This window comes from Pseudomonas fluvialis (assembly GCF_014207935.1).
Lineage (GTDB): Bacteria > Pseudomonadota > Gammaproteobacteria > Pseudomonadales > Pseudomonadaceae > Aquipseudomonas > Aquipseudomonas fluvialis_A.
In genome coordinates this window covers 373,362-398,492 of sequence record NZ_JACHLL010000002.1, presented here as the reverse complement: position 1 = coordinate 398,492, position 25,131 = coordinate 373,362, and the positions used below count along the sequence as shown (strand labels likewise).

The 25,131-nt window shown below is 61.3% G+C and carries 28 protein-coding genes; 13 read left to right on the top strand and 15 right to left on the bottom strand.

Annotated features, from left to right (window positions below; translation table 11 throughout):
- Window positions 1-9 precede the first annotated feature (9 nt).
- Window positions 10-762: an MgtC/SapB family protein gene (locus tag HNP49_RS06900; RefSeq protein WP_184681803.1), complete on the top strand. Its 753-nt coding sequence runs from the start codon at window positions 10-12 to the stop codon at window positions 760-762.
- A gap of 100 nt (window positions 763-862) precedes the next feature.
- Here the strand turns inward: HNP49_RS06900 and HNP49_RS06895 are convergent, their stop codons facing one another.
- From HNP49_RS06895 to HNP49_RS06880, 4 genes are all read right to left on the bottom strand, one after another.
- On the bottom strand, window positions 863-1,042 hold the full coding sequence (locus HNP49_RS06895) for a hypothetical protein (protein ID WP_095939309.1): 180 nt from the start codon (window positions 1,040-1,042) through the stop codon (window positions 863-865).
- A gap of 92 nt (window positions 1,043-1,134) precedes the next feature.
- Complete coding sequence (locus HNP49_RS06890) at window positions 1,135-1,344, bottom strand: cold-shock protein (protein ID WP_095939308.1); 210 nt, start codon at window positions 1,342-1,344, stop codon at window positions 1,135-1,137.
- Between the two features lie 238 nt (window positions 1,345-1,582).
- A complete protein-coding gene (locus HNP49_RS06885; RefSeq protein ID WP_184681802.1) occupies window positions 1,583-3,814 on the bottom strand; it encodes a M10 family metallopeptidase C-terminal domain-containing protein in 2,232 nt (743 codons plus the stop codon).
- 105 nt (window positions 3,815-3,919) lie between these two features.
- Window positions 3,920-4,546, bottom strand: a complete 627-nt coding sequence (locus HNP49_RS06880) for a TetR/AcrR family transcriptional regulator (protein WP_184681801.1) — start codon at window positions 4,544-4,546, stop codon at window positions 3,920-3,922.
- A gap of 124 nt (window positions 4,547-4,670) precedes the next feature.
- On the opposite strand from HNP49_RS06880, the gene HNP49_RS06875 reads away from it, so the two are divergent.
- Entirely contained in the window at window positions 4,671-5,513 is an 843-nt protein-coding gene (locus tag HNP49_RS06875; protein ID WP_184681800.1) for a crotonase/enoyl-CoA hydratase family protein, read from the top strand.
- Window positions 5,514-5,587: 74 nt separating this feature from the next.
- On the opposite strand, the gene HNP49_RS06870 is transcribed toward HNP49_RS06875, so the two are convergent.
- Together HNP49_RS06870 and HNP49_RS06865 are read right to left on the bottom strand one after the other, a co-directional pair.
- Complete coding sequence (locus HNP49_RS06870) at window positions 5,588-6,583, bottom strand: GGDEF domain-containing protein (RefSeq protein ID WP_184681799.1); 996 nt, start codon at window positions 6,581-6,583, stop codon at window positions 5,588-5,590.
- A gap of 135 nt (window positions 6,584-6,718) precedes the next feature.
- The gene (locus tag HNP49_RS06865) at window positions 6,719-6,943 is read right to left on the bottom strand and encodes a hypothetical protein (RefSeq protein WP_184681798.1); all 225 of its coding nucleotides are present in this window, start codon (window positions 6,941-6,943) and stop codon (window positions 6,719-6,721) included.
- A gap of 240 nt (window positions 6,944-7,183) precedes the next feature.
- On the opposite strand from HNP49_RS06865, the gene HNP49_RS06860 reads away from it, so the two are divergent.
- From HNP49_RS06860 to HNP49_RS06850, 3 genes are read left to right on the top strand one after another with little or no spacing between them, the layout of a single operon-like run.
- Entirely contained in the window at window positions 7,184-7,981 is a 798-nt protein-coding gene (locus HNP49_RS06860; protein WP_184681796.1) for a PP2C family serine/threonine-protein phosphatase, read from the top strand.
- A 14-nt stretch (window positions 7,982-7,995) separates the two neighbouring features.
- A complete protein-coding gene (locus HNP49_RS06855; RefSeq protein ID WP_184681794.1) occupies window positions 7,996-9,738 on the top strand; it encodes a serine/threonine-protein kinase in 1,743 nt (580 codons plus the stop codon).
- 51 nt (window positions 9,739-9,789) lie between these two features.
- Window positions 9,790-10,638 (top strand): FHA domain-containing protein, encoded by an 849-nt coding sequence (locus HNP49_RS06850; RefSeq protein WP_184681793.1) that lies wholly within the window; start codon window positions 9,790-9,792, stop codon window positions 10,636-10,638.
- A 48-nt stretch (window positions 10,639-10,686) separates the two neighbouring features.
- Here the strand turns inward: HNP49_RS06850 and HNP49_RS06845 are convergent, their stop codons facing one another.
- The 5 genes from HNP49_RS06845 to HNP49_RS06825 all read right to left on the bottom strand — a co-directional run bounded on the left by HNP49_RS06845 (window position 10,687) and on the right by HNP49_RS06825 (window position 15,585).
- Window positions 10,687-11,388 carry an ABC transporter ATP-binding protein gene (locus HNP49_RS06845; RefSeq protein WP_184681791.1) on the bottom strand — a complete coding sequence of 234 codons (702 nt, stop codon included), beginning with the start codon at window positions 11,386-11,388 and terminating at the stop codon, window positions 10,687-10,689.
- A gap of 2 nt (window positions 11,389-11,390) precedes the next feature.
- The gene (livG, locus tag HNP49_RS06840; RefSeq protein ID WP_184681790.1) at window positions 11,391-12,158 is read right to left on the bottom strand and encodes a high-affinity branched-chain amino acid ABC transporter ATP-binding protein LivG; all 768 of its coding nucleotides are present in this window, start codon (window positions 12,156-12,158) and stop codon (window positions 11,391-11,393) included.
- Window positions 12,155-13,423 carry a high-affinity branched-chain amino acid ABC transporter permease LivM gene (locus HNP49_RS06835; protein ID WP_184681788.1) on the bottom strand — a complete coding sequence of 423 codons (1,269 nt, stop codon included), beginning with the start codon at window positions 13,421-13,423 and terminating at the stop codon, window positions 12,155-12,157. Before HNP49_RS06835 ends, livG begins: the two co-directional genes overlap by 4 nt.
- Entirely contained in the window at window positions 13,423-14,346 is a 924-nt protein-coding gene (livH, locus tag HNP49_RS06830; protein ID WP_184681787.1) for a high-affinity branched-chain amino acid ABC transporter permease LivH, read from the bottom strand. Before livH ends, HNP49_RS06835 begins: the two co-directional genes overlap by 1 nt.
- A 117-nt stretch (window positions 14,347-14,463) precedes the next feature.
- Window positions 14,464-15,585, bottom strand: coding sequence for a branched-chain amino acid ABC transporter substrate-binding protein (locus HNP49_RS06825; RefSeq protein WP_184681786.1), 1,122 nt, complete (start codon window positions 15,583-15,585; stop codon window positions 14,464-14,466).
- A 309-nt stretch (window positions 15,586-15,894) separates the two neighbouring features.
- Between HNP49_RS06825 and HNP49_RS06820 the strand changes: the two genes are divergently transcribed.
- The 4 genes from HNP49_RS06820 (at window position 15,895) to HNP49_RS06805 (ending at window position 18,410) form a co-directional block, all read left to right on the top strand.
- A complete protein-coding gene (locus tag HNP49_RS06820) occupies window positions 15,895-16,212 on the top strand; it encodes a DUF2288 domain-containing protein (RefSeq protein ID WP_184681785.1) in 318 nt (105 codons plus the stop codon).
- 96 nt (window positions 16,213-16,308) lie between these two features.
- The gene (locus tag HNP49_RS06815; RefSeq protein WP_184681784.1) at window positions 16,309-16,677 is read left to right on the top strand and encodes a DUF5064 family protein; all 369 of its coding nucleotides are present in this window, start codon (window positions 16,309-16,311) and stop codon (window positions 16,675-16,677) included.
- A gap of 63 nt (window positions 16,678-16,740) precedes the next feature.
- The gene (locus HNP49_RS06810) at window positions 16,741-17,628 is read left to right on the top strand and encodes an NAD(P)-dependent oxidoreductase (RefSeq protein WP_184681783.1); all 888 of its coding nucleotides are present in this window, start codon (window positions 16,741-16,743) and stop codon (window positions 17,626-17,628) included.
- Window positions 17,625-18,410, top strand: coding sequence for a hydroxypyruvate isomerase family protein (locus HNP49_RS06805; protein ID WP_184681782.1), 786 nt, complete (start codon window positions 17,625-17,627; stop codon window positions 18,408-18,410). The genes HNP49_RS06810 and HNP49_RS06805 overlap by 4 nt, the downstream gene beginning before the upstream one ends.
- Before the next feature lie 38 nt (window positions 18,411-18,448).
- Here the strand turns inward: HNP49_RS06805 and rapA are convergent, their stop codons facing one another.
- Complete coding sequence (rapA, locus tag HNP49_RS06800) at window positions 18,449-21,292, bottom strand: RNA polymerase-associated protein RapA (RefSeq protein ID WP_184681781.1); 2,844 nt, start codon at window positions 21,290-21,292, stop codon at window positions 18,449-18,451.
- A gap of 196 nt (window positions 21,293-21,488) precedes the next feature.
- On the opposite strand from rapA, the gene HNP49_RS06795 reads away from it, so the two are divergent.
- From HNP49_RS06795 to ccoM, 4 genes are all read left to right on the top strand, one after another.
- Window positions 21,489-21,782: an aspartate-semialdehyde dehydrogenase gene (locus HNP49_RS06795; protein WP_184681780.1), complete on the top strand. Its 294-nt coding sequence runs from the start codon at window positions 21,489-21,491 to the stop codon at window positions 21,780-21,782.
- On the top strand, window positions 21,782-22,384 hold the full coding sequence (locus HNP49_RS06790; RefSeq protein WP_184681778.1) for an alpha-ketoglutarate-dependent dioxygenase AlkB: 603 nt from the start codon (window positions 21,782-21,784) through the stop codon (window positions 22,382-22,384). The genes HNP49_RS06795 and HNP49_RS06790 overlap by 1 nt, the downstream gene beginning before the upstream one ends.
- On the top strand, window positions 22,377-22,535 hold the full coding sequence (locus HNP49_RS06785) for a hypothetical protein (RefSeq protein ID WP_184681776.1): 159 nt from the start codon (window positions 22,377-22,379) through the stop codon (window positions 22,533-22,535). The genes HNP49_RS06790 and HNP49_RS06785 overlap by 8 nt, the downstream gene beginning before the upstream one ends.
- Before the next feature lie 144 nt (window positions 22,536-22,679).
- Window positions 22,680-22,796 carry a cytochrome c oxidase subunit CcoM gene (ccoM, locus tag HNP49_RS18810; RefSeq protein ID WP_311772078.1) on the top strand — a complete coding sequence of 39 codons (117 nt, stop codon included), beginning with the start codon at window positions 22,680-22,682 and terminating at the stop codon, window positions 22,794-22,796.
- A 120-nt stretch (window positions 22,797-22,916) separates the two neighbouring features.
- Here the strand turns inward: ccoM and HNP49_RS06780 are convergent, their stop codons facing one another.
- The 3 genes from HNP49_RS06780 to HNP49_RS06770 form a co-directional block, all read right to left on the bottom strand.
- Entirely contained in the window at window positions 22,917-23,387 is a 471-nt protein-coding gene (locus HNP49_RS06780) for a MaoC family dehydratase (RefSeq protein ID WP_184681774.1), read from the bottom strand.
- Window positions 23,384-24,343, bottom strand: coding sequence for an alpha/beta hydrolase (locus HNP49_RS06775; protein ID WP_184681772.1), 960 nt, complete (start codon window positions 24,341-24,343; stop codon window positions 23,384-23,386). Before HNP49_RS06775 ends, HNP49_RS06780 begins: the two co-directional genes overlap by 4 nt.
- A 62-nt stretch (window positions 24,344-24,405) precedes the next feature.
- Complete coding sequence (locus HNP49_RS06770) at window positions 24,406-25,125, bottom strand: ABC transporter substrate-binding protein (RefSeq protein WP_184681770.1); 720 nt, start codon at window positions 25,123-25,125, stop codon at window positions 24,406-24,408.
- Window positions 25,126-25,131: the final 6 nt, after the last annotated feature.

Genomic DNA, 25,131 nt, shown 5'->3' with positions numbered 1-25,131 from the left:
GCAATGTTCATGCAACCTCTGTCGTTACCCAGCCTGCTTGATTATTGGTCCGTCCAGTCGCTGCAGATCAATCTGGTGATTTTCCTCAATCTACTGGGAGCCCTGCTGTTGGGATGCCTGGTGGGTTACGAGCGTGCTTACCATGGCCGCGCCGCCGGTATGCGCACCTATGGTCTGGTGTGCATGGCTTCCTGTGCATTGACGGTGATCGCTGGCTATTCGGTCGGCTGGTATGGCGGGCATGCCACGCCAAGCGCCATGGGCACTGACCCAACGCGGATCATTCAGGGCATTGTCACAGGCATCGGCTTTCTCGGCGCAGGGGTGATCATGCGTGAGGGGTTGAATATCAGTGGCCTGACCACGGCAGCGTCAATCTGGGCTTCGTCGGCCATTGGTGTGCTGGTGGGGGTGGGCTTTTATGCGGCGGGTATTCTGCTGGCGTTGTTGTCAGCCATGTGCATGCTCGGACTGTCACGAATCGAGTCCTGGCTGCCGCAGCGCCCGGCGATTGGACTGACGTTGCGTTTTGACAGTGAGTTCTGTCCGGAGGAGGGTGCGTTGCGTGCGTTTCTGATGACGCACGGCTTCGATATGGCCATGGGTTCGATCAGCATCAGCTTTTCCCAGGGAGCTCCGGAATGGCGCTTTGTGGCTATTGCCAATTGCCGAAACTGTGGCACGCCGATGATCGGTTTGGCCAAGGCTCTGGAGATGCATCCGGGAGTGCAAAGCTTTCATATCTCGCACGCGAGAAACTAGACGCTGGCAGGATATTTCTGGAGGGTGGCCGAGGTATTGGCCGGTACAGCAGGGTGGCGGCGCAGGCTACGAGTTAGCCTGCTGCCACGATTGCAGCGGCTTACTTCTTGCCCAGGGAGATCTGTCGGCTCGGGGTCCATACCTGGCCACTGACGCCGCGCTCTACCTGTTGGATCTCGCCGCCGCTTTGCAGAAAGGCCGCAACCTGAGCCTCGATGGATTCGCGGGTTTCCACGGCCGGAGCCGGTTTGGCAACTTTATTCGAGCCCTTCACGCGCATTTGCTGATCCTCTGCAGTTGCTGCTGCCATGGGCAGACAGCGGAGATAAAAAAACCGGCCCGTGGGCCGGTTCTCTTTGACAGGGCAGGTGATTAGACCACCTGTACCTCGTCAGCTTGCATACCTTTCTGGCCTTTCACTGCCACGAAGGAGACCTTTTGGCCTTCCTGCAGGCTTTTGAAACCAGTGCTCTGGATCGAGCGGTAGTGCACAAACAGGTCAGGACCGTTTTCCGGGGTGATGAAGCCGAAGCCTTTTTCATCGTTGAACCACTTGACGGTGCCAGTTTGACGTTCGGACATGAGAGTCTCCTTGAACAAAGTTTGCACAGCGCCGGAACAGCCCGGGCCATGACTGAGTGCAAAGAGTAAAGAAACCGATGGTGTGAATGGATCGAGATCTAAACAAGTCGATTTACGGTGACACATGCAGCCAGTGCACACACCATACTCGACAATCGGGTATTCACCTAATCATTTCTGGATTTTCTGCTAGGTGGTTCTGGGCAGCCGGAGAGCTCGCGGCTAGCCCTTGGCCTTGTCAGGTGATGAGGCTGTTGGCGCTGAGAGAGTTGACTCCTAAAAGCTGGATTTCGAACTCTGCAGCGTTATCAGTATCTACGCTGCCAAAGAGTATGCCGTTAGCAAAGCGCAATTGGCCTGTGGCATTGGCGCTGAATGCAGCGTTGCCAATGAAGGCGAAGGCATCGTTGGTTGTGCTGGTGATATTGGCATCAATCGCAGATAGGTCAATTAGATCTGCAGCTTGTCCCGTCTGGAAGTCGCGTATGACATCGCGCTGTGCGTTCAGGCCAATGTCGCTAAGCAGATTAAAAATGAAGCGATCAGAGCCGGAGCCGCCGGTAAGCTGGTCTGTGCCCGCGCCGCCAAGCAATAGGTCATTGCCTGCACCGCCACTCACTGTGTCATTTCCCGCCCCGCCATTGATAATGTTGCCAGCGCTATCGCCAGTCAGGATGTCATTGAAGTTGCTACCGAGCAGGCCCTCGAAGTTAAGTAGCATGTCATTTCCTGAGCCTGAGGTTGCCTGGCTGGAAGTTGTGGAAAGATTAAAGGTGATACCTGCGCTTGAAAATTGGTACGAGGCGATATCAAATCCTTCTTTGCCATCCAGAGTGTTATTTCCACTGCCAGCGTGAATGACGTTATTTAGTATGTTGCCGGTTCCATTGGCGGCGGCAGAACTTAGAATTCGTAAGTTTTCAACGTTATTGCTGAGTGTATAGGAGGAAAGATTGCTTAGTACTTGGTCGACTCCGCCGGTGGCTGAGCTGCTATTGGTTTCTGTGACAGTATCCCCAATATTGTCTATGAAGTAAGTGTCCGAGCCATCCCCTCCGCTCATCTGGTCGGCACCGCCGACACCGTTGAGTGTGTTGTTCTTGGTATTCCCGAATAGTTTGTCTGCATGGTTACTGCCAAACAGGTTCTCAATGTTCAGTAGGGTGTCTGCGCCGGACCCTCCTGTTGCTTGAGCTCCGCTACTGGCCAGGCTGACTGATACTGCACTGGTTGAGAATTGGTAAGAGGCTGTGTCTACTCCAGTCGCACCATCAATGACATTGTCACCTTGGCTTGCATAGATGATGTTGTTCAGCGCATTGCCTTTTCCTTGGATGGCTCCGGAGGCGTATAGCAACAAGTTTTCTACATTGTCAGGCAATGTGTAGTTCGCCAGGCTGCTGAGCACAATGTCAGTACCTGAGGCTGAATTGCTGCTCTCTACAACGGAGTCTCCGATATTGTCGACATGATAGGTGTCCGAGCCGTCGCCACCGATCATTTGATCGGCACCAGCACCGCCGTTGAGGGTGTTGTTTGCAGCATTTCCTGTGAGTTGGTCGGCGTAGCCGCTGCCGGTGGCGTTTTCAATGGTGCAGCCATAGGCAATGGTCAGGCAGTTGTTGGTGTACTGGCGGGTAGCATAGTTGTAGATATCTTGGCCTATGCTGCTGAATTGACCGCTGTTGAGATTAATGCTGACGCCACGCAGCTGGTTGCTGGCGTCGATGGTGTCAACTCCGCCAGCGTCCCAAATTGTCTGGAATATCCGTGCGCTAGCATCCCAGTTGTAGGTGTTATTGCCTGTCTGCCAGCCCATGTTCTTGCCATACAAATATTGAATGGCGGCAACGTCGAATAGCATGGGGCCGCTTGGCAGAAAGTCATAGTCGGCGTTATAACTCATGACACTATAGCGGGCATCATCATAGATGCCGCTCAGAATATTGTTGTTATCGCTTTCAGTTTCAAAGGTGTGTTTCAGGCCCAGGGCATGGCCTATCTCGTGGACGAAAGTGTGGAAATCATAAGTTCCGGCCAGAGGGGCGGTGTCATTGGTGGCAGGGCCAATCCAGACATCTCCTCCAACGGGAGCCGTGGTTGGATAGTAGGCCCAGGCCGCGGCTTGTGAGCCCATGTCGCTATAACCAGCAAAACGCAGGTCGCCAGTCCAAGTTGCACTGTCCTGTACCTCTTGGAAGCTTAAATTGGTTACGGTGCCCCAGCTCTGCAGCGCATTGCGGATGGAGGTCATCTGGCCGCTGGTCAAACGATAGGCAGCAAGGTATTCGTTGTCGCTGGAATAGTCGGTGGCGTAATACGACAGTCCTTCGCTGAAGAAGCTGTAACTGAGGCTGAAACCCTGACCAAGGTTTCCGCCCCATTTGCTTCCGCCAAGCAGGCTGTCGATATGAGTGTTCCCCGACAGGCTGATGTAGGAAGCTGCTGTGGATCCATTTGGTGAGGGCATCACGCATCCTTGTAAGTGGCTGGCAAGTTGAGATTTTCGAAGGCCTGATTATGTATTGGCAAGTGCCGGCAGACCGCATGGGGAAAGTGACATTGGATTTGTGATCTAGTCAGGGTTGTTACTTTTTTTGGTGGGCATGATTAGCCCTGTGCAGGCTATCTCAGCCAAATCCTCTGCCTTGAAAAGGCCTCCGTTATTGGTGAGGCTGGCCAATCCGTGAAGGGTTGCCCATAGCGACTGGGCCCGGCGCAGTGGATGGGCCTGGGCTTGCCTAGTTGTCGAGCATTCCTCTACTAAGCGCTCGAACAGTTTGACGTACTGACGAAAGCAATCCTTGGCAAAACGCTGGAACGCAGCGGTGCCTTCATCGTTGCTGTCCTGCCACAACGTCCGGCCGAACATCAGCGCGTACAGCGCTGGTTGGCGGGTGGCGAAGTCCAGGTAGCCGAGCACGGCCTGGTGCAAGCGCTCGTGAAGTGGCTGTTGTTCATCCTCGACGACGGCTTGCAGGAGTTTATCGAGCTCGGCAAAGCCCAGTTCGCCAATTGACGCGAGTAGGGCCTGCTTGTCGCGGAAGTGATGGTAGGGGGCGCCGCGCGAGACCCCTGTGTGCTCGGCCAAGCGGCGCAGCGACAGGGCTTCGATGCCTTCGCTGCGCAGAATCGCCAGGCTGCTGTCGAGCAGTGCCTGGCGCAGGTTGCCGTGGTGATAAAGCGATTCTTGCGTGCTCATGGAGCCGAGTATAAGCAGGGCGAGGCGGATGACCTAGGTAAACTTGACAGTGTCAGGATTGCCCTCCTATCGTGGCGCACTGCCGGCTTGGGCATTCCGCCCGGCCTCCTGATGGGTATTCGCGATGACCTATAAAAGCTTCACTGTCACCCTGGCCGAGCACATTGCCCATGTGCAGTTGAGTCGCCCTGAGGCGCTCAATTCGATGAATGCCGATTTCTGGGTGGAGTTGCCGCAGTGCATGCGCGACATCGAAGCCAGCGGCGAGGCGAGGGTCATCGTGATTTCCTCCACCGGCAAGCATTTCTCCGCCGGCATGGATCTGGGCGTTTTCAGCAATCCGAAAAGTGTACCGATGGGTGGCGATCCGGGGCGCATGGCGGAAAACCTGCGTCGTGTCGTATTGCAGCTGCAGGCCACGCTCAGTTCGCTGGAAGAGGTGCGTTTGCCCGTGCTGGCGGCGATTCATGGCGGCTGTATCGGCGGAGCACTGGACATGGTCTGTGCGGCTGACTGCCGTTACGCCACTTCGGATGCCTACTTCACCATCAAGGAAACTGAGCTGGGCATGACTGCCGACGTCGGTACGCTGCAGCGTTTGCCGAAGCTTATTCCGCAGGGCGTCGTGCGCGAACTGGCCTTTACCGGGCGCAATTTCTCGGCTCAGGAGGCGCTGGCGCTGGGCCTGGTCAATCAGGTGTTCGAGAGCCAGGAGGCGATGCTCGACGGCGTGATGGCCATTGCTGCACAGATTGCCAAGCACTCGCCGCTTGCCGTTACCGGCTGCAAGGAGATGCTCAATTACAGTCGCGACCACAGTGTGGCCGACAGTCTCAAGTACATGGCAACCTGGCAGTCCGGCATGTTCCGCCCGCACGACATGATGAAAACCTTCCAGGCCAAGGCGACCAAAAGTCAGGCACAGTTCGACAACCTGTTCCCAGTCAAGGGCTTGTTCGAGGGCTGATGCCTCGCTCAGTCATCACGCAAAAAAGGCAGCCTTGGCTGCCTTTTTTGTGCGTGCGAAAGTGATTAATGGCTTCAGGCTGGGGTGGCAATGCAGCTGCGGTTGCGACCACCATGTTTGGCGGCATAGAGCTGCTGGTCGGCGCGGTGCAGCCAGCTTTCCCAGCTTTCCTCGTGTTGCAGGTTGGCGCCGCCGATCGATACGGTTACCGCTCCGCCTGGGCTGCTCAGGCCCTGATTGACCTGTTGCAGCAGATGCTCGGCGGCGGCTCGTAGCCCGGCGCAGTCGGTATCTGGCAGGAGCAGGAGAAACTCCTCGCCGCCCAGGCGGTAGAGCCGATCCTGTTTGCGCGAGTGGCTTTTGACCAGGCTGACAAAGTCGGTGAGTACGCGGTCGCCGATGTGGTGGCCAAAGCGATCATTGATCTGTTTGAAGTGATCGAGGTCCATCGCCAGTACGCCGAAGTCGGCGCTGCTGCGCTGCTTGGCGGCGACGGCCATCTGCAACTCTTCGCTCATGGCGCGGCGATTGCGCGCGCCGGTCAGAGGGTCCTTGCTCGCCAGGCGTTGCAGTTGGTCGCGCTGATTGCGTGTGCGGTAGGCGAAGATGAAAGCAAGGATGCTGGCCATGCCCGTGGTGACGAGGAAGGAAACCATCTGGTAATGGCTCTCAAAGACCGTGCCGGAATGACTGCTGGCATAGCCAACCAGTGCGCTGAGTACGCCGATCATGGTCAGCAGGGCCTTGCCGGGGGTGACCATGAAGAAGTTGAAGAGAATCAGCGGATAGATCCAGAACAGGCCGTTGACCCCCAGCTTGATGGTGATCACGGTGGCGGCGATGGAGAAGATGATTGACACCCACAGGCCGGGTTTGACCGTGTCGCCGGTGCGCCAGGCGTGGCCGACGGCGAGCAGGGTGGACAGCACGATGATGCAATCGGCGATGCCGACCACCCAGTTGTGTTCGCTCAGGCGGTAGATGGCATAGGGTGTAATACCCAGTACCCCGAACAGGCCCATGAGAGAAATGATCGACAGTTGAAAGTCGTTCTTCAGGCGGTTCAGCATGCCAACGCATTCCTTGGCTCAAGGCCTTTTTGTTATGCGGTTAGCATGCAGAGATTAAGCCTGCTCTGACAAGGGGAATGCTGCCTTTTGGGGCGGGGATTCCGCCGGATGGTCAGCGCCCAACCAAGGCTGGGGTCAGCGTTTGCCCATCGCACGGCGCGTGCCGCGTGGAGCAGGGCCGGGGCGCTGGTCATGGTTGCAGTTGTTACCCTGCTGGTACCAGGGCTGGTTTTTTTTCTGCTTGGCCAGCTCAGCCAGTTTGGCGGCTGAGAAGGTGAAACCTCCGGCAGATTTCTCCTCGGGTGCGGGATCGGTTGTCGACATGGTCGGTGTTTCTGTTTCAGGCGTGTTCTGTGTCATGGACTGGACTGCGCGGATAAGGAAACGGCAGGCATTATAGCGACTTCCGCGAGCTGGTGAGTCAGCCCGCTGAACTGGCGGCAACCCTCGACTGGTTAACAGTTCGCCGGTGTTGTCATGCTTGGTGGCTGGTCAGTCCCTGGACGGCCAAGCATCATGGCCGCTGCGCGCCGTTCGCTGTACCCGCAGTCGGCTCGCTCTTAGACTATGACCCGCCGTATACAGGTCCCTGCCTTGCCTATGTCCAGTTCCCCGTCAGCCAGCCATGCGCATTTTGCCGCCCTGAGCGATCCTGGGCAGGTGCGTGAGCACAATGAAGATGCCTTGCTGTGTAACCACGAGCTTGGCCTGTGGGCCGTCGCCGACGGCATGGGTGGGCACCAGCGTGGCGAGGTGGCCAGTGCCCTGGCCGTCAAGGTGTTGCAGGAGGAGGTGGGGCAGGGGGTTGATCTGCTCATGGCGGCACGCTCTGCCCATGCGGCGATCATTGCGGCGGCCGCCGAGGACAGCGCCAGCCGTGGCATGGGCACCACACTGGTGGCGGTGCAGCTGCATGGCATCGATTTCAAGCTGGTTTGGGTGGGGGACAGCCGTGCCTACCGCATCAGCGCGCAGCAGGTCGAGCAGCTTAGTTGCGACCACAGCTGGGTGCAGGCGATGGTCGATGCCGGGGAAATGACCGCGCAGCAGGCGCGTCAGCATCCCCGGCGTAATGTGATCACCCAGTGCCTGGGCTTACCGGTCGAGGCGTTCGAACCCGGCTTCGTGCAGGGGCAGCTGCAGGCCGGGGAAATCCTCCTGTTGTGCAGTGATGGTCTGAGTACCGAACTGGAAGATGCAGAGATTCTCGATCTGTGCACCCAGGCAGCGACGCTCGATGGCCTGGTGTCCTCGCTGGTCAATGCGGCCAAGCAACACGGCGGCAAGGACAATATATCTTGCATCGTACTGGCTCCGGCATTGCCGGCAGAGCCTGTCAGTGAACCGCGCAAACGTGGCCTGTTCGGTCATCTGTTTGCCTTGCGCAAACGCGCCTGAAGTCTGAATGACCTATGAATGACACATTGATCGATATTCCCGGTTACACCGTGCACGGTCGCCTCGGCAAGGGCGGCATGGCTGAGGTGTACCTGGCTACCCAGCAGTCCTTGCAGCGCAAGGTGGCGGTCAAGGTGCTGCTGAGCGCCGATGACGAAGAGTTCAATACCCGCTTCATACAGGAAGGGCATATCGTCGCTTCCCTGCATACGCCCTCGGTCATCACCATCTACGACATCAATCGTCTGGCCGATGGTCGCTATTACCTGGCGATGGAGTTCGTGCCAGGCGGCGATCTGGCCCAGCACAAGGGTGAGATTTTTGCCCCGGCACGGGCGCTGGAGATCGTCAAGCAGATCGCCACAGGTCTGTCCGTGGTGCATGAGAAGGGCCTGATTCACCGCGATATCAAACCGGCCAACATCCTGTTTCGTAGTGATGGCACCGCGGTCATCACCGACTTTGGTATCGCCAAGGACACCCAGATCGACAGCGAGCTGACCCACTTTGGCGTGGCGGTGGGGAGTCCGGCCTACAGCAGCCCCGAGCAGACCCAGTGTCTGCGCCTGGATGCGCGCAGCGACATCTACAGCCTGGGGGTGATCTTTCTGGAGATGCTCACCGGCACTAATCCCTACCGGGGGGCCAACTTCACCCAGACCGTGATGAACCACGTGCAGATGGGCGTACCGACGCTGCCGGAGTACCTGGCCGTGTTCCAGGGTGTGCTCAATCGCATGCTGGCCAAGGATCCTAACAAGCGTTTTGCCGATTGCCGGGCCTTGCTCAAGGCGCTGGAAGGTATCGACCTGGGTGACCCCGATGCCACACAGGTGCGTCCGGCGCACAAGGTGGCCGTCACGGCCGCCAGTGTTCCGCCTGTGACGGGCGCGCGCAGTCCTGGGTCGGTGTCAGTCGTCCCGCGGCGATCAATGATGCCGCTGTTGCTGGTGCTGACACTGCTGGTCGCCGCGGGTACCGGCGTGGCGGGCTGGTTGTACTGGCAGCAGCAGAGTCAGATCAATGCTCTGTTGGCGCAAGCCGAACAGCGCCTGGCTGAAGGTCAACTGGTGGCGCCTGAGCAGGACAGCGCCGATCACTATTTTCAGCAGGTGCTGCTGATCGATGACGACAACCGCGCGGCGCTGGAGGGTCTTCAGCGCGTCCTGCAGGCGCGTGTCGCCTCCTTTGTCGTACTGGGCGACCAGCGGCTGAGTGAAGGAAGGCTGCTCGAGCCCGTCGATGACAGCGCTGACTATTACTACCGTCAGGCCTTGGCGCTGGATGCCACTGCCGCCGGTGCACTGGACGGCCTTCAGCGGCTGCTGGAGGCGCGTATCGCCGGCTACCTGGCGCGTGCCGAGCAGAGCATTGCCGACAAGCGGCTGCTGACCCCGGAAGATGACAGTGCGGTGTTCTATTACCGGCAGATTCTTGCTCTGCAGGCGGATAATGCCGCGGCTTTGGCGGGACTGCTGCAGGTTGCCGAGTTGTACCGTGATCTGGCCAAGGACGCCTATGCCCGTTTCAACTTCCCGCTGGCGCTGAGCATGATCGAGCGTGGCCTGGAGGTGCAGCCGGAGCATGCCGAACTGCTGCAGATGCAGCGAGAGCACCAGCGTTTGCAGGCCTCGGCGCGTGCGGCACGGACCCAGCGCCAGCAGGAGCAGGCTCAGCAGAGCAAGGCCGAGCCTGAGGCGAGCAAGGAAGAGCCGAATACTCTGAAACGGGTCTGGAACAATCTTTTTGGCCAATAAGCGCGGCTCTTGCCGAGCGGGTCGCCATCAGCAACAGGGTTAACACGAAAAATGCTCAAGCTGCATTTCAAAGACAGTCGCCAGGCGCCGCTCTGGCTTACCGAAGAGCGTTTCACCATCGGCCAGGACGAGCGTAACCAGCTGGTCATGGAAGACGCCGGCGTCAGTGCGTTCCATGCCGAAATCCGTCAGGAGCAGGGTCACTACTACCTCAGCGACTGCGGCAGCCAGACTGGCACCTTCGTCAATGACGAACGCATAGGCAGTCGCTACCAGTTGCGAGCTGGCGATCTGCTGCGCCTGGGTGCTGTCGAGATGGAGCTGAGCGATCCGGCCAGGAGCAGTGTGCGTCAGGATGGCTTGAGCGCGCGCTGGTTCCTGCAGGTTCTCAAAGGCGAGCATCAGGGCCACAAATACCCAATCAGTTCGTCGCAGACCTTCGGCCGCTCCGCGCAATGCGAACTGTGTTTTGCCAGCGACCAGGAACTGTCGCGCCGCCACTGCGAGTTTTATCTGCAGGATGACGTGCTGTATTTCAAGGATCTGGGATCGGCCAACGGCGTGTTCGTCAATCAGGAAAAGCTGGCGGCAGGCCCGCTGCGCCCTGGCGATGAACTGCGCATGGGGTCAGTCAGTCTTCTGGTGATCGGGCCCAAGGTCGAGATCGATCAGCCTCAGGCCGATGAGGATGCCACGGTATTCATGCAGGCGGTCAAGGTGCCCAAGCCGGCGGGCAAGCCGCAGGTGAGCCAGGCGGCGGCGCTCAACCCTGCGCGGGCACAGGCCGCTGCTCCTCAGGCACCGGTTCAGGCGCCGGCAAGCGGTAATGGCCGCTTGCTGCTGGTGGCCGGGGCGCTGGTGCTGGGTGTGATTGTGGCTGCAGTCGTGCTGCTGGCCTGATAGTCGGAGAAGGCCTCCTTGCCGCAGGGCGGCAAGGAGGTGGGTGCGTCAGCCGCCGAGGTAGGCGTCGCGCACTTTCGGGTCGACCAGCAGGTCGGCACCGCTGCCCTGCATGACGATGCGACCGTTTTCCAGCACATAGCCGCGATCAGCTAGCTTGAGCGCTTGGTTGGCGTTTTGCTCGACCAGAAACACGGTCACGCCATCTTTGCGCAGCTGCTCAATGATGTCGAAGATCTGCTGGATGATGATCGGTGCCAGACCCAGTGACGGCTCGTCGAGCAGCAGTAACTGCGGCTTGCTCATCAGCGCCCGGCCAATGGCGAGCATCTGCTGTTCACCACCGCTCATGGTGCCCGCGCGTTGCTCGAAACGTTCCTTCAGGCGCGGGAACAGGTGCAGGACCTTGTCCAGTTGCTCCTGATTGTCGGCCTTGGTGCCGAAGAAGCCACCCATGGCCAGGTTCTCTTCCACGGTCAGGCGAGCGAACACGCGGCGCCCTTCGGGCACTACCGCGATGCTCTTGCGCATGATCTCCGGGGTGTCCAGCCCGACCAGTTCTTCACCCTGATAACGGATGCTGCCGCTGGCGGCGCGGGGCGAGCCGCACAGGGTCATCAGCAGGGTCGACTTGCCGGCGCCATTGGCGCCGATCAGGGTGACGATCTCGCCCTTGCGCACTTCGACATTGATGTCGTGCAGCGCCTGGATCTTGCCATAGAAGGTGGAGACGTTGTTGAAAGTCAGCATGCTCACGCTTCCCCCAGATAGGCTTTGATCACGTCCGGGTTGTTGCGGATCTGCTCCGGCGTACCGTCGGCCAGGGGCGTGCCCTGGTTGATCACGTAGATGTGGTCGGAAATGCTCATGACCAGATGCATGTCGTGCTCGATCAGCAGCACGGTGACGTCGTGCTTGTCGCGCAGCATGCCGATCAGCGCCTTGAGGTCCTCGGTTTCCCTGGGATTGAGGCCAGCGGCGGGCTCGTCGAGCATCAGCACGCGCGGGCGGGTCATCATGCAGCGGGCAATTTCCAGGCGGCGCTGCTGGCCGTAGGCCAGGGTGCCAGCCGGGCGGTTGGCCACTTCGGTGAGGTTGACCTGTTCCAGCCAGTGCGCGGCGTATTCCATCGCGGCCTTCTCGCTACGGCGGAAGTCCGGGGTCTTCAACAGACCGGAGAGGAAGTTGGTGTTGAGGTGACGGTGCTGAGCGACCAGCAGGTTCTCCACCGCGGTCATTTCCTTGAACAGACGAACGTTCTGGAATGTGCGTACCACGCCTTTGCGAGCGATCTTGTGCCCCGGCAGGTTATGGATCGGCTCGTCGTCCAGCAGGATCACACCACCCGTGGGCTGGTAGAAGCCGGTCAGGCAGTTGAATACGGTGGTCTTGCCGGCGCCGTTGGGGCCGATCATCGAAACCACCTGCTTGGGTTGCACGGTGAGGGCGACATTGTTGACGGCCAGCAGGCCGCCGAAGCGCATGGTCAGCCCGCTGACTTCAAGAATCGGGCGGCTCATGGTTTCAACTCCAGGTGCGGGCGTTGCATGGGCAGCAGGCCCTGCGGACGCCAGATCATCATCAGTACCATCAGCGCACCGAACATCAGCATGCGGTACTCGCTGAATTCACGCATCAGCTCAGGCAGCAGGATCATCACCACGGCCGCGAGGATGATGCCCAGCTGCGAGCCCATGCCGCCGAGCACGACGATGGCGAGAATGATCGCCGACTCGATGAAGGTGAAGGACTCCGGCGTGACCAGGCCCTGGCGCGCGGCGAAGAAACTGCCGGCGAAACCGGCGAAGGTGGCGCCCAGGGTGAAGGCCGAGAGCTTGATGATGGTCGGGTTCATGCCCAGTGCGCGGCAGGCGATCTCGTCTTCGCGCAGGGCTTCCCAGGCGCGGCCGATCGGCATGCGTAGCAGGCGGTTGATCACGAACAGGGTCAGTAGAACCAGCAGCAGGGCGACCAGGTAGAGGAAGATCACCTTGTTGATGCCGTTGTAGGCAATGCCGAAATATTCGTGAAAGGTCTGCATGCCTTCGGCGGCGCGGCGCTCGAACGACAGGCCGAACAGGGTCGGCTTGTCGATGTTGCTGATGCCGTTGGGGCCACCAGTCAGCTCGGTCATGTTGCGCAGCAGGATGCGGATGATCTCGCCAAAGCCCAGCGTCACGATGGCCAGGTAGTCGCCGCGCAAACGCAGCACGGGGAAACCCAGGAGGAAGCCGAACAGTGCCGCCAGTGCTCCGGCGATCGGCAGACAGGTCCAGAAACCCAGGCCGTAGTAATGCGAGAGCAGGGCGTAGCTGTAGGCGCCGACGGCGTAGAAACCGACGTAACCCAGATCCAGCAGGCCCGCCAGGCCGACCACGATGTTCAGGCCGAGGCCGAGCATCACGTAGATCAGGATCAGCGTGGCGATGTCCACCGCACCGCGACTGCCGAAGAACGGCCAGGCCAGACCGACCACGATCAGACCGAGGATGATCCAGCGCTGGGTCGAGGGCAGAGTCAGGAAGCTGCTGGCCGAGGCGGGCAGACCGGGCAGGCTGGGCAGGCTGCTCAGCGGTCCGTCCAGGCGGTCGCGCAGCAGTTGCCAGAGGAACATGCCAATGGCGGCTGCGGCGATGGTCCAGAGCATAGCCGGGCTGGCGCCATGCACTTCCAGCTTGATGCCCACGGTGGTCAGCTTCAGGCCCAGTACCGGGTAGGCCACGGCCAGTACCAGCAGAGCGCTAAAGAAGGCGGTCTTGATACGATTATTGAGTGAGCGGGCCATCATACTTTTTCCACCTCCGGGCGACCGAGGATGCCGGTCGGACGGAACAGCAACACAAGAACCAGCAGGCCGAAGGCCACCACATCCTTGTACTGATCACCAAAGATATCGGCGCCGAAGGCTTCGGCCACGCCCAGCAGCAGGCCACCGAGCATGGCGCCGGGGATGCTGCCGATGCCGCCGAGCACCGCGGCGGTGAAGGCCTTGATCCCGGCGAGGAAGCCCAGATGCGGGTTGATCACGCCGTATTGCAGGCCCAGCAGCACAGCGGCCACGGCAGCCAGCGCGGCGCCGATGACGAAGGTCAGGGCGATGATGTTGTTGGTGTTGATGCCCAGCAGATTGGCCATCTTGATGTCTTCGGCGCAGGCGCGACAGGCGCGGCCCAGTCGTGAGCGAGAGATGAAGGCGGTCAGGCCGAGCATCACCACGAAGGTAATGACGAAGATCAGCACCTGCATGTAGGAGATGGTCACGCCGCTCATGCTGTCGGCACCGATGACGAAGTTGCCGGGCAGCAGGTTGGGGATGGCCTTGTCCTTGGAGTCCTGGGCCAGCAGCACTTCGTTCTGCAGGAAGATCGACATGCCGATCGCCGAAATCAGCGGGATCAGGCGGTTACTGCCACGCAGGGGGCGGTAGGCCACCCGTTCGATGCTGTAGCCATAGGCACTGGTGACGATCACGCTCGCGGCGAAGGCGGCGGTGATGACCAGCGGCAGGCTGTCGAGTCCCATCAGGGACAGCCCGGCGATGACGATGAAGGCCACGTACGAGCCAATCATGTACACCTCGCCATGGGCGAAATTGATCATGCCGATGATGCCGTAGACCATGGTGTAGCCAATGGCGATCAGGGCGTAGGTACTGCCAACAGTCAGGCCGTTAACCAGCTGCTGCAGATAGTGATAGAGATCGGGCATTACCTGACTCCTCGGATATCCCGGCGGGGGCGGCGCGGGTAGCGCGGCGAATATCCGGATTGCTCGAATAAACAAAGCCCACTGCAGGTGCAGTGGGCTTTGGGTTAACGCATGGGCTTACTTGGCTTCGGACTTGGTGCCGTTCTGGTGCCATTCGTAGACCACGAAGCTGAAGTCCTTCAGGTCACCCTTCTCGTCGAAGGCGAGGGTGCCGGTGGGAGTTTCGAAGCTGTTGGCGCGCAGAGCTTCGGCCACCTTGGCGGTGTCGGTGCTGCCGGCCTTCTTCATGCCTTCGGCCATGACCTGTACCGCGGCGTAGGCCGGGAATACGAACGGGCCGGTCGGGTCCTGGTTCTTGGCCTTGAAGGCTTCAACCAGTGCCTGGTTCTTCGGATCCTGGTCGAAGGACTTCGGCAGGGTCACCAGCAGGCCTTCGGAGGCCGGGCCGGCGATGGCCGAGATTTCCTTGTTGCCGACACCTTCCGGACCCATGTACTTGGCTTTGAGGCCCTTCTCGGCCGACTGACGCAGCAGCAGGCCCAGTTCCGGGTGGTAGCCGCCGTAGTAGACGAAGTCGACGTTGGCCTGCTTGAGCTTGGCGATCATGGCCGAGAAGTCCTTGTCGCCGGCATTGATGCCTTCGAACAGGGCGACCTTGGTGCCGGCGGCTTCCAGGGTCTGCTTCACGGCAGTGGCAATACCTTCACCGTACTGCTGCTTGTCGTGGATCACGGCGACAGTCTTGGGCTTGACGTGCTCGGCAATGAACTTGCCGGCGGTCGGGCCCTGCAGGCTGTCCAGGCCAATGGTGCGGAACACCAGCTGGTAGCCACGAGCGGTAATCTCCGGACTGGTGGAGGCCGCGGTGATCATCAGGATGCCTTCATCTTCGTAGATGTCGGACGCCGGCTGAGTGGAGCTGGAGCACAGGTGGCCAACCACGTATTGCACTTCGTCGTTGACGATCTTGTTGGCGACAGCAACGGCCTGCTTGGGATCACAGGCGTCGTCGTAGACCACGCCTTCGAGCATGGCGCCATTGACGCCGCCGGCCTTGTTGATCTGCTCGATGGCCATCTTGGCACCGATGAACTGCATTTCGCCGTATTGCGCAACCGCACCGGTAACCGGACCGGCCAGGGCGATCTTGATGGTGTCAGCCGCTACGGAGTAGCTGGCAACGCCGGCCATGGCCATGGCGGCAAACAGCTTGGTCATCTGCTTAGTAGCCTTGTTCATAGTGCTCCACTCGTTGGTCTTTATAAGTTGTTGTTATCCGCGCTGCCGTGGTGACAGGCGAGGATGGCTGCCGCGGACACTGGCCGGGCAACTGTACCGGCACAGTGTAGAGCGGTGCTTTGCGCCTTGAAAAGCCAAGCATTCAGGGCGGTTTTGCGGGTGTCGCATGAGCGTAACAAACATACAGAAAAACGGCGTTGTCTTGGAGTTTTCTGATCGTTCGGCCAAGTCCTTGAATAGTTCATTCACCGAGAGTTGCCGAGTATCATGCCGGCCATTCTTTGATCAGGATTGGCACAGGAACAACCCATGACCGAACAAACTAGCACCCTCTATGCCAAGCTGCTGGGCGAAACCGCGAAAATCTCCTGGCAGGAGCTGCAGCCCTTCTTTGCCCGTGGAGCCCTGCTTTGGGTTGATCCGCAGGCCGATCTGGTGGCGGTGGCCGAGGCTCTGGCTACGGATGACAAGGCCAGTGTGACGGTCTGGCTGACCAGCGGTCAGTTGGCCAAGGTCGAAGCCGCCCTGGCCGAAGACCTGCTGGCGCGTGATCCGGACCTGTGGGCGGTGGTGGTGGCGCCCTGGGTGGTGATTCAGGAGCGTGAGACAAAGCCGCTGCTGCATTGATCTAGCGCAGAGTATTGGGTGGTGCCGGGCTGGACGTAGATGGTTTTTTCCGCGAAGCTCAGCGGCAGACAAAGACCCACAAAGGAGTGCCAGTCCATGTTTGAGCCAGGTCATCTACATCGCAAGAATCTGCCAGGGATGCCGGGTGTTCCCGACTTCAGTATCGATGTGAACTATGAGGTTCGGCATGACGCTACTGAAGGCACGCTGATGCACTTCAAGGTCACGGGTGAAATTGCCGGCAAGGCTTTTGTCGAAGAGTTCGACATGCACAGCGATACGGCTTTCAACTTCGCCAGCCTAATTTCCAAGGCGGTGATCAAGCATGGCCTTCCGAGCAATGCCAGCCCGATCATGCGTGGTCATAGCGAGTACGACGCCATGTTCGAAGATATCCGCCACAAGCTTGGTGCCAAGCCAGGCGAGCCGGTGAACTTCGAACACCTGGAAAAAGACGGCTTGTAAGCCCGACGCGCCGCGCCAGCGGCGCTGATACACTGGCGGCCGTCCAGTCTGACGGGTGCCTGCATGATCCAGTCCCTTCCTTCTCTTGCCTTTGCCGGCATCGGCCTGATGGGCCAGCCGATGTGCCGCCGCCTGCTGGCGGCCGGCTTTCCCCTGACCCTTTGGAACCGCTCGGCGGACAAATGCCTGCCGCTGCTGGAGCTGGGTGCTCAGCGCGTTGATCAGCCGGCCGAACTGTGTGACCGGGCCGAAGTTATTCTGCTGTGTCTGGCTGATAGCGCGGCGGTGCGCGACGTGGTCTTTGGGGTTGGCGGCTTGGTCGAAACGGCGCGCCCCGGGCAGTTGCTGGTGGATTTCTCCAGTTCCGATCCTGCCATGACCCGCGAGATGGCAGCCGAACTGCTGGCGCGAACCGGCATGCGCTGGGTCGATGCCCCGGTTTCCGGCGGCACGGCTGGAGCCGAAACCGGCACGCTGGCCATCATGGTTGGCGGTGATCACGACGATATCCAGCGGCTGCGTCCGATTGCCGAACATCTGGGGCAGCGTCTGACCCATATGGGGGCAGTGGGTGCGGGGCAGGTGACCAAGGTGTGCAACCAGATGATTGTCGCCAGCAATGCGCTGGTGATTGCCGAGGTAGTGGCGCTGGCCGAGCGTAGCGGGGTAGATGCCACTCTGCTGGCGCCGGCACTGGCTGGTGGCTTTGCCGATTCGAAGCCGTTGCAGATCCTGGCTCCGCAGATGGCCGAGCGTCGTTTCGAACCGATCAAGTGGCATGTGCGTACCCTGCTCAAGGATCTGGATACCGCAGTGCGGCTGTCGCAGGCCAGTGCATCGGCCACACCGATGAGCGGGCTGGCGGCGCAGCTGATGCGCCTGCACGGACAGCAGGGTGCCTTGCACAAGGATCCGGCGACCCTGATCGAACTGTTCGAGGAAAAACCATGAAACTCGCCGCCAACCTGTCGCTGCTGTTCAACGAGCTGCCGCTGCTGGAGCGGGTGCGGGCTGCTGCCGTGGCCGGTTTTGCTGGCGTGGAAATCCAGTTTCCCTATGAAGTGCCGGCCATTGCGCTCAAGGAAGCGCTGGAGCGCGCCGGCCTGCCGCTGGTGCTGATCAACCTGCCGGCGGGCGATCTGATGACTGGTGGCCCCGGGCTGGCTGGCGTGCCGGCACGCCAGGTCGAGTTCGATGCTGCCCTGCAGGAGGCCCTGAGCTATGCCGCCATGGTCCGGCCGCAGTGGGTCAATGTGCTGCCGGGGCGGTTGGCTGAAGGCGTCGAGCGCGATCAGGCACTGGCCTGTCTCACGGCCAACCTGCGCCGTGCTGCCGAGGCCTTTGCCGTATTGGGCATCGGTGTGCTGTGCGAGGCAATCAACCCGCTGGATATGCCGGGCTTTTTGATCAGCACCCCAGAACAACTGGACGAACTGCTGCGCTCGGTGAATCACCCCAATTTGCACGCGCAGCTCGACCTCTACCACATGGCCCGGCAGGGGCTGGATATTCCGGCCGGCATCGCCCTGCTGGCCGGGCGCATCGGCCATGTGCAGTTTGCCGACTGCCCGGGACGACATGAGCCCGGTACTGGCACGCTGGATTTTTCCGCAGCCATCGACGCTCTGCGTGCAGCCGGGTACCACCGCTGGCTGGCAGCCGAATATAGGCCGCAGGCTTCAACGGCCGCAGGTCTGGCCTGGCTGGATGCCTGGCGGGTTTTGGTTGCGTGAGTCGCTACGGCGCCTGAAGTCAGGCGCCGTGTTCAGGATCAGCCCGCTACCAGGACGCGAATCGCTTCCAGGCGCAGGGCCGCTTTGTCGAGGAAGGCCAGGCTTTCGTCACGCTGGCGCCGGGTCGCCTCGATCTCGCTGTCGCGCACCGTCGGATTGACGGCTTTCAGGGCAGTCAGGCGCGCCAGCTCTTCATCCAGTTCGGCGGCCAGTCGGCGCTGGGCTTCGGCAACGCGGGCGGCATGCTGCGGCGCAATCTTGGCCTCGGCAGCGCCGATCTGCTTGCTCAGGGCGTCGCGCTGGGCCTGCACGAACTTGTTGGCGCTGCCGCGCGGCACGCTTTCCAGCTGTTCGTTGAGGGTGTCGAAGGCGACCTTGCTGGCCAAATCATTGCCATTGCCGTCGAGCAGGCAGCGCAGTGCCACCGGCGGGAAGAAACGTCCCAGCTGTAGCGCCTTGGGTGCCACGGCCTCGCTGACGAACAGCAGTTCGAGGAGCACGGTGCCGGGTTTCAGCGCCTTGTTCTTGATCAGCGCCACGGCGGTGTTGCCCATTGAACCGGACAGCACCAGGTCCATGCCGCCCTGCACCATGGGGTGCTCCCAGGTGATGAACTGCATGTCCTCGCGGGCCAGTGCCAGGTCGCGGTCGTAGCTGATGGTCACGCCTTCGTCGTCCCCCAGGGGGAAGCCGGCATCCAGCATCTTCTCGCCGGGTTTGAGGATCAGGGCGTTGTCGGAATGGTCTTCGCTGTCGATACCGAAGGCGTCGAGCAGCTCTTCCATGTAGATCGGCAGGCTGAACTGGTCATCCTGTTCGAGGATGGCCTCGACCAGCGCTTCGCCCTCGCCGGCACCGCCGGAGTTGAGTTCCAGCAGGCGGTCGCGGCCGCTGTGCAGCTCGCCTTCCAGGCGCAGGCGCTGGTTTCTGGCGTCGTTGACCAGCGTCTGCCAGGCGGCATCGTCGCCGCCTTCCAGCAAGGGCAGCAGGCGTGGGCCGAACTGATGCTGCAGGGCGTTACCGGTCGGGCAGGTGTTGAGGAAGGCGTTCAGCGCCTCGTGGTACCACTGGAACAGGCGTGCCTGGGCGCTGTCCTCCAGATAGGGCACGTGCAGCTGAATGGTGTGCTTCTGGCCGATGCGGTCGAGACGGCCGATGCGCTGCTCAAGCAGGTCCGGGTGAGCCGGCAGATCGAACAGCACCAGATGGTGGCTGAACTGGAAGTTGCGACCTTCGCTGCCGATCTCGGAGCAGATCAGCACCTGGGCACCGAACTCCTCGTCGGCAAAGTAGGCCGCCGCGCGGTCGCGTTCGAGGATGCTCATGCCTTCGTGGAACACCGTGGCCGGGATGCCGGAGCGCACGCGCAGGGCGTCTTCCAGGTCCAGCGCGGTTTCGGCGTGGGCACAGATCACCAGGACCTTGACCTTCTTCAGCATCTTCAGGGTATCGATCAGCCACTCGACGCGCGGGTCGAAGCGCCACCAGCGCTCTTCTTCGCCATCCTGCTGGGCCTGGAAGCTGACTTCCGGGTAGAGGTCGGGGTGCTCGCCCAGCGGCAGCTCCATGTATTCGGCCGGATTGGCCAGCGGGTAGGGGTGCAGGTTGCGCTCGGGGAACCCTTGCACCGCGGCGCGGGTATTGCGAAACAGCACGCGGCCGGTGCCGTGGCGGTCGAGCAGTTCGCGCACCAGACGGGCGCGGGCTTCTTCATCGCCGCTGGCGATTTCGGCCAGCAGGCTCTCGCCCTCGGCGCCGAGGAAACCCTGAATGGCCTCGCGCGCTTCTTTGCTGAGTTGGCCGTGGTCGAGCAGTTCCTGCACGGCTTCGGCCACCGGCTTGTACTGCGCGCTCTCGGCACGGAAGGCTTCCAGATCATGGAAACGGTCCGGGTCGAGCAGACGCAGGCGCGCGAAGTGGCTGTCCAGCCCCAGCTGTTCTGGTGTGGCGGTCAGCAGCAGTACGCCGGCACTGCGCCGGGCCAGTTGCTCGACCAGCAGGTATTCGGCGCTGGCGCTTTCCGGGTGCCAGACCAGGTGGTGGGCCTCGTCGACCACCAGCAGGTCCCAGCCGGCGGCCAGTACCGCCTCGGCGGCCTTGCTGTCGTCCTTCAGCCATTCCAGGGCGACCAGCGCCAGCTGGGTATCCTCGAACGGGTTGTCGGCATCGCTCTCGATGAAGCGCTCTTCATCGAACAGCGCCACCTGCAGGTTGAAGCGCCGGCGCATTTCCACCAGCCACTGGTGCTGGAGGTTTTCCGGCACCAGGATCAGCACGCGGCTGGCACGGCCCGAGAGCAGCTGGCGATGGATCACCAGGCCGGCCTCGATGGTCTTGCCCAGGCCCACTTCGTCGGCCAGCAGGACGCGCGGGGCGATGCGGTCGGCCACTTCGCGGGCGATGTGCAGCTGGTGGGCAATCGGTTGGGCGCGGCTGCCACCCAGGCCCCAGAGGTTCGACTGGAGCAGGCGCGAGCGGTGTTCCAGGGTGTGATAACGCAGGGCGAACCAGTTCAGCGGGTCGATCTGCCCGGCGAACAGTCGATCACTGGCCAGGCGGAACTGGATGAAGTTGGACAGCTGGGTTTCCGGCAGGGTGCACAGCTCGTTCTGCGCATTGAGGCCGTGGTAGATCAGCAGGCCGTCGACATCGTCAACGCTCTGCACGGTCAGCTTCCAGTTGTCGAAGTGGGTGATCTCGTCACCCGGGGCGAAGCGCACGCGGGTCAGTGGGGCGTTGCGCTGGGCGTACTGGCGGGTTTCGCCGGTGGCCGGGTAGAGCACGGTGAGCAGGCGACCGTCAGCGGTTAGGATGGTGCCCAGTCCGAGTTCCGCCTCGCTGTCACTGATCCAACGTTGCCCTGGTTCATACTGCTGTGCCATGCGACTTCCCGCCATGTGATTGTTACGCCTGCCAAAAAAAGCCGGCTATGGTAGCGGAACAGTGTGCACAGGGCGACGGAAAAACCGGCGGGGCTGGCAGGAAACCATTCCGCGAAGCACCTTTCCAATGCAGTGTAGCGAGCACGCATCAAGTCGCCTGCGCTTAGGCCGACAGCCTGATAAAAGGAGCCTCAGCATGTTGCCGCCCATCCCTCACAGCCTGGCCCCGGTCACGGCCCAGCAGGACCCGGTCAAGCCTCGCCCGGAAATTCCGCTGGTGACGCCGGCTCAGGGCGCAGCCGCCGAGTCGGCGGTGACCCTCGACCGCCGTCATCCCCAGGAGGTTGCCGAGCGCTTGCGCGAGGAGCAGCGCCGGCGTCAGCGCCAGGGGCATACTCCGCAGGAAATGGCCGAGACTCCGACCGAGGAAGAAGCGCCCGGTCTGGACGATCTGCCGCGCCAGGGTCTGTGGGTGGATGTGGAGGTGTGATGCTGTTTGCCGATGAGCCGCTGCAGCTGGCAGATGCCGAGCTGCACTGGTTGCCGCAGTGGTTGTCGCCCGAGATTGCTGATGCCTGGCTGGCGCAGTTGTTGCGTGAAACACCCTGGAGTCAGCCGCAACTGTTCATCCATGGTCGCTGGCTGGCGACGCCGCGCCAGGTGGCGTGGTATGGCGATGCGCAGGCGCGTTACCGCTATTCTGGCGTCGAACATTGCCCCTTGCCGTGGACGCCGCTGCTTGCCGAGATTCGCCGCCAGGTCGAGGCGGAGGTGGGGCAGCCGTTGAATGCGGTGCTGCTCAACCTGTACCGCGATGGCCAGGATTCCATGGGCTGGCACAGCGACGACGAGGTGGAACTGGGGCGCAACCCGCTGATTGCCTCGCTCAGCCTGGGAGGCGAGCGGCGTTTCGATCTGCGGCGTAAGGGCGGGACGCGCATCGAGCATTCCCTGATGTTGGGGCATGGCTCGCTGCTGGTCATGGCCGGGCAAACCCAGCATCATTGGCAGCATCAGGTGGCCAAGACGCGCAAGCCCTGCGCGCCACGGCTCAATCTCACCTTTCGCCTGGTAGGGCCGCGCCATGAGTGATGACAAGCTGATCGACTTCTCTGCCGAGCGTGGCAAGCGCATTCATGACGTTCACGAGAAGCGCCTGCAGGAGATGCGCCAGGCCTTCGAACAGGCCATGCCGTTGCCGGTCGTCAAAAAGAAGGCCAAGAACAAGCCGAAGAAGCGCTGACAGCGTGCTCTTTTGATCTGCGTCAGTCCTGATCCACGCCGGGCTGTCGCTGTTTGCGGCCATTGATGCAGATCAATTTTCCTCACTCCTGCGCTGGTAACGTGGAGCCATCTCTTCAAGGCGCCACAGTTGCAGGAGGCTCCCATGTTTCTCGATGAAGTCGTACTTTCCGGAATTCTGATCGTTGGTCTGTGTGTGGTGTTCTGCGCAGGTTTTGGCTATTTCGTCTGGAAGGACGCGCACAAGCGCAAGCAGGGCTAGTTCTTCCGGTTGACAGGCACGCAAGGCATTTTGGGCGACTTGAGTCGCCCATTTTTTTGCCTGGGACATATGAAAAAGGCCGGCCCCCAGGGGCCGGCCTTTTTCATGGAGCCGGTGCTGTCAGGCGATGGTGACCTGCGGCATCGCCGGCATGCTGACGGTCTGCGCAGCGCGCGGGGCCAGCACTTCGGCTTCGCCGTCTACCACCTGCTCGGCGTTCTGATTGAACACGCGGGTGGCCAGGCGCACGCGGCCCTTGGGCAGTTTTTCCAGCACTTCGAGTTCCACGGTGAGGGTATCGCCGAGCTTTACCGGGCGGGTGAACCTGAGTTGCTGGCCGAGGTAGATGGTGCCAGGTCCTGGCAGTTCGCAGGCGATCGCCGCGCTGATCAGCGCACCGCTGAACATGCCGTGGGCGATTCGCTCCTTGAACAGGGTTTCGGCGGCGAAGGCGGCGTCCAGGTGTACCGGGTTGTTGTCGCCGGAAACGGCAGCAAACAACTGCACGTCGCGTTCTTCAACGGTCTTGTTGAGGCTGGCCTTCTGGCCGATTTCGAGGGCGTCGTAGGGGACGTTGCTGACCTGGGTCATGCGGGCTCCTGCTGAGGGGGTGGGCACTGGCGGCGGCGCGTGAGCGCCTGCTCCAGCCAGTGGATCAGATAAGCGGTGACTTCGTCGCGGTTGCTTTCGTTGAGCAGCTCATGGCGGCCGTCCGGGTAGATCTTCAGTTCGACATCCTTGAGCCCGGCCCGGCGCAGCGCTTCGGCCAGATCACGCAGACGCTTGCCCTGGCTGACCGGGTCACGTTCGCCGCCGATCACCAGGACAGGCAGTTCGTTGTCGATCTGCGCCAGGTTATCGGTCGGGGTGATCTGCTGCAGGCCGCCGAACAGATCGATCCACAGCTGGGTGGTACAGATGAAGCCGCACAGGGGGTCGTTGATGTACTTGTCGACTTCGGCGGCGTCGCGGCTTAGCCAGTCGAACTCGCTGCGGTTGGGCTTGAAGGCCTGGTTGAACGAACCGAAGGTGAGGAAGTTGAGCAGTTTGCTGCGGCCGGTCGGGCCCAGGCGCCAGCGCTCGAAGCGGGCGACCAGCTCGGCCGCGCGGTACAGCGCCAGTGGCTGGTAGTTGGAGCCGGAAAGTACCGCTGCCTGAAGGCTGCAGCTGTGCTGCATCAGATAGGCCTGGCCAATGTAGGTGCCCATGCTGTGGGCAAACAGGATGATCGGTGTCTGCGGCAGTTGCTGGCGGATGTGGTGGTTGAGCGTGGCCAGATCGCCGACCACCTTGTTCCAGCCATTGGCATCGGCGTAATGACCGAGGGTGCCGTGTTCTGCACTGCGCCCATGGCCGCGCTGGTCGAGCGCATACAGGCTGATCCCGATGGCAGCCAGGGCAGCGCCCAGGCGGGCATAGCGACCGCTGTGTTCGGCCATGCCGTGGGCCAGCATCACCGCTGCCCGCGGAGGCTGTTCGGGAGCCCAGTGATTGACGAACAGCGGAGTGGCATCAGTGGCGTTGAGCCAGAAGGCATCGTGCAGCATATCGGGTCCTTTTGCCCGGAGTGTGCGGGCATTGTGCACAAGCGGCGCAGTCGCGCAAAGCCTCAGCGAGCCGGGGTTTGCAGAATGCGCAGGTACTCGCCGCTGGCCAGTAGGTGTTTGAGACCATCATCGAACTGCTCGGCCAGTTCGGCCTCGTCACCCCTGGCCGGACGGAAACCGATCAGCAGCGGGATGCGTTCATGCAGGCGGCCCTGCCAGGTCAGTTGCTGGCCGAGTAATGGCTCTTCCTGCAGCAGGTGCAGGCCGACCTCGCGCTCCAGCAGCACCAGATCGAAGCGTCTGGCGGCCAGTTTGCGTAGGTTGCTGATGTCGTTGGCGGCTTCCTCGGCTATCAAGCCGCCGGAGAGCAGGTGCTTGGGATAGGCATAGCCCCGGACAATACCAACGCGCAGGCCTTTGAGAGCCTCCAGGGAAAGTCCTTGCAGCGAGCTGTCGCGGCGCACGAAGAAGCCCATCTCGCTGTAGGCGAGTGGGCGGGAGGGGCGCAGGTGCAGCTCGACCAGGTCCGTGGGCCAGAGCGGCAAGGCCCCGTCATAGTCGCCGCGTTTGATAGCCAGGACGACACGTGCCCAGGGCATGAAATCGACTTTCAGGCTGTGGCCCTGCAGTTGCAGGGCGGCGCGGCTGAGTGCCACCAGCTTGCCACCGTCCTGCAGCTTCGGGCTGCTGAAAGGTGGGTACTCGAGGCTGGCAATGCGAATCTCGCGGGCTTGCACGTTGAAGCAGATGAGCAGGCTGGCAAGCAGGCTGAATAGGCGCATAGGAAA

What these genes read in the sequence shown, in the direction of transcription:
- HNP49_RS06810 (WP_184681783.1), top strand. Translation starts at nt 16,741, where the DNA reads ATGATCCAGTCCCTTCCTTCTCTTGCCTTTGCCGGCATCGGCCTGATG.
- HNP49_RS06880 (WP_184681801.1), bottom strand. Translation starts at nt 4,546, where the DNA reads ATGAGCACGCAAGAATCGCTTTATCACCACGGCAACCTGCGCCAGGCA.
- HNP49_RS06890 (WP_095939308.1), bottom strand. Translation starts at nt 1,344, where the DNA reads ATGTCCGAACGTCAAACTGGCACCGTCAAGTGGTTCAACGATGAAAAA.
- livH (WP_184681787.1), bottom strand. Translation starts at nt 14,346, where the DNA reads ATGCCCGATCTCTATCACTATCTGCAGCAGCTGGTTAACGGCCTGACT.
- rapA (WP_184681781.1), bottom strand. Translation starts at nt 21,292, where the DNA reads ATGGCACAGCAGTATGAACCAGGGCAACGTTGGATCAGTGACAGCGAG.
- HNP49_RS06820 (WP_184681785.1), top strand. Translation starts at nt 15,895, where the DNA reads ATGACCGAACAAACTAGCACCCTCTATGCCAAGCTGCTGGGCGAAACC.
- HNP49_RS06870 (WP_184681799.1), bottom strand. Translation starts at nt 6,583, where the DNA reads ATGCTGAACCGCCTGAAGAACGACTTTCAACTGTCGATCATTTCTCTC.
- HNP49_RS06780 (WP_184681774.1), bottom strand. Translation starts at nt 23,387, where the DNA reads ATGACCCAGGTCAGCAACGTCCCCTACGACGCCCTCGAAATCGGCCAG.
- HNP49_RS06895 (WP_095939309.1), bottom strand. Translation starts at nt 1,042, where the DNA reads ATGCGCGTGAAGGGCTCGAATAAAGTTGCCAAACCGGCTCCGGCCGTG.
- HNP49_RS06835 (WP_184681788.1), bottom strand. Translation starts at nt 13,423, where the DNA reads ATGGCCCGCTCACTCAATAATCGTATCAAGACCGCCTTCTTTAGCGCT.
- HNP49_RS06795 (WP_184681780.1), top strand. Translation starts at nt 21,489, where the DNA reads ATGTTGCCGCCCATCCCTCACAGCCTGGCCCCGGTCACGGCCCAGCAG.
- HNP49_RS06855 (WP_184681794.1), top strand. Translation starts at nt 7,996, where the DNA reads ATGAATGACACATTGATCGATATTCCCGGTTACACCGTGCACGGTCGC.
- HNP49_RS06850 (WP_184681793.1), top strand. Translation starts at nt 9,790, where the DNA reads ATGCTCAAGCTGCATTTCAAAGACAGTCGCCAGGCGCCGCTCTGGCTT.
- HNP49_RS06875 (WP_184681800.1), top strand. Translation starts at nt 4,671, where the DNA reads ATGACCTATAAAAGCTTCACTGTCACCCTGGCCGAGCACATTGCCCAT.
- ccoM (WP_311772078.1), top strand. Translation starts at nt 22,680, where the DNA reads ATGTTTCTCGATGAAGTCGTACTTTCCGGAATTCTGATCGTTGGTCTG.
- HNP49_RS06825 (WP_184681786.1), bottom strand. Translation starts at nt 15,585, where the DNA reads ATGAACAAGGCTACTAAGCAGATGACCAAGCTGTTTGCCGCCATGGCC.
- livG (WP_184681790.1), bottom strand. Translation starts at nt 12,158, where the DNA reads ATGAGCCGCCCGATTCTTGAAGTCAGCGGGCTGACCATGCGCTTCGGC.
- HNP49_RS06815 (WP_184681784.1), top strand. Translation starts at nt 16,309, where the DNA reads ATGTTTGAGCCAGGTCATCTACATCGCAAGAATCTGCCAGGGATGCCG.
- HNP49_RS06860 (WP_184681796.1), top strand. Translation starts at nt 7,184, where the DNA reads ATGTCCAGTTCCCCGTCAGCCAGCCATGCGCATTTTGCCGCCCTGAGC.
- HNP49_RS06885 (WP_184681802.1), bottom strand. Translation starts at nt 3,814, where the DNA reads ATGCCCTCACCAAATGGATCCACAGCAGCTTCCTACATCAGCCTGTCG.
- HNP49_RS06790 (WP_184681778.1), top strand. Translation starts at nt 21,782, where the DNA reads ATGCTGTTTGCCGATGAGCCGCTGCAGCTGGCAGATGCCGAGCTGCAC.
- HNP49_RS06805 (WP_184681782.1), top strand. Translation starts at nt 17,625, where the DNA reads ATGAAACTCGCCGCCAACCTGTCGCTGCTGTTCAACGAGCTGCCGCTG.
- HNP49_RS06845 (WP_184681791.1), bottom strand. Translation starts at nt 11,388, where the DNA reads ATGCTGACTTTCAACAACGTCTCCACCTTCTATGGCAAGATCCAGGCG.
- HNP49_RS06865 (WP_184681798.1), bottom strand. Translation starts at nt 6,943, where the DNA reads ATGACACAGAACACGCCTGAAACAGAAACACCGACCATGTCGACAACC.
- HNP49_RS06785 (WP_184681776.1), top strand. Translation starts at nt 22,377, where the DNA reads ATGAGTGATGACAAGCTGATCGACTTCTCTGCCGAGCGTGGCAAGCGC.
- HNP49_RS06770 (WP_184681770.1), bottom strand. Translation starts at nt 25,125, where the DNA reads ATGCGCCTATTCAGCCTGCTTGCCAGCCTGCTCATCTGCTTCAACGTG.
- HNP49_RS06900 (WP_184681803.1), top strand. Translation starts at nt 10, where the DNA reads ATGCAACCTCTGTCGTTACCCAGCCTGCTTGATTATTGGTCCGTCCAG.
- HNP49_RS06775 (WP_184681772.1), bottom strand. Translation starts at nt 24,343, where the DNA reads ATGCTGCACGATGCCTTCTGGCTCAACGCCACTGATGCCACTCCGCTG.